At 56.2% G+C, this 1,485-nt stretch carries 1 protein-coding gene; it reads left to right on the top strand.

The window, feature by feature from the left end; genetic code table 11:
• Nucleotides 1-18: 18 nt before the first annotated feature.
• Nucleotides 19-1,485 (top strand): immunoglobulin-like domain-containing protein (locus HU720_RS23895; RefSeq protein ID WP_346656617.1); only part of this gene is annotated, 1,467 nt, incomplete at its 3' end.

Below are 1,485 nucleotides of genomic sequence, written 5' to 3'. Positions count from 1 at the left end.
CACACGACCAAACCGGACGTGAGCAACGCGATCACTGAAATCACTGGTGGTAACTACGAGAAAGTGGTTGGCGAAGGTAAGCCAGTTACTTCGGTAACTCAGGGCCCAGGCACTGAAGACACCACTGAGCTGAAGCTGACCGCGACCGATACCGTGGCCGAAGGCGGCAAGATCACCTACACCGCCACTTTGTCGAACCCAGCCGGCAGCGACGTAACCATCAAGCTGAGCAATGGCGAAACCATCACCATCGCCAAAGGCCAGACCGAAAGCAGCATCTCCATCGATGCTCCAGCCGACGACGTTTATATCGACGCCGAGAAACTCAGCGTCACTGTGGATAAAGTGGATGGCGGCGACTTCGAGAAGCTCGAAGTCAACCCGACTCCAGCGGAAACCCAAGTCACTGACACTATCGACACTTCGACTGTCACCCTGACCGCCAGCAACAACTCGGTCGCCGAAGGCGGCACCATTACCTACACCGCTTCGGTAAACCACGAAGTAACCGGTAGCGACCTGGTAGTGAAACTGGCTAACGGCCAGATCATCACTATTCCAGTTGGTCAGTCTTCCAGCTCGGTGGACTTCACCGTGCCGAACAGCGTCCACAATACGAAGCCGGACGTTAGCAACGCGATCACTGAAATCACTGGTGGTAACTACGAGAAAGTGGTTGGCGAAGGTAAGCCAGTTACTTCGGTAACTCAGGGCCCAGGCACTGAAGACACCACTGAGCTGAAGCTGACCGCCACTGGTGAAGTCGCGGAAGGTGGCAAGATCACCTACACCGCCACCCTGTCGAACCCGGCTGGCAGCGATGTGACCATCAAACTGAGCAATGGTGAAACCATCACCATTGCCAAAGGCCAGACCGAGAACAGCATCTCGATTGATGCCCCGGCTGACGATGTCTACATCGATGCTGAGAAACTCAGCGTTACTGTGGATAAAGTGGATGGCGGTGATTTCGAGAAGCTCGAAGTCAATCCGACTCCAGCTGAAACCCAAGTCACTGACACCATCGATACTTCGACGGTGACCCTGACCGCCAGCAACAGCTCGGTAGCCGAAGGCGGCACCATCACCTACACCGCTTCGGTAAACCACGAAGTCACCGGTAGCGACCTGGTCGTGAAACTGGCCAACGGCCAGACCATCACTATCCCGGTTGGTCAGTCTTCGAGCTCGGTGGACTTCACCGTGCCGAATAGCGTCCACACGACCAAACCGGACGTGAGCAACGCCATTACCGAGATCACTGGCGGTAACTACGAGAAAGTGGTTGGCGAAGGTAAGCCAGTCACTTCCGTAACTCAGGGCCCAGGCACGGAAGACACTACCGAGCTTAAGCTGACCGCGACCGATACCGTGGCCGAAGGTGGCAAGATCACCTACACCGCCACCCTGTCGAACCCGGCTGGCAGCGACGTAACCATCAAGCTCAGCAATGGCGAAACTATCACCATCGCTAAGGGCCAGACC

This window comes from Pseudomonas sp. SWRI51, assembly GCF_014268825.1.
GTDB classification, from domain to species: domain Bacteria; phylum Pseudomonadota; class Gammaproteobacteria; order Pseudomonadales; family Pseudomonadaceae; genus Aquipseudomonas; species Aquipseudomonas farsensis.
The sequence above is the reverse complement of the archived record's forward strand: the minus strand, read 5'-3'. Positions and strand labels throughout refer to the sequence as shown.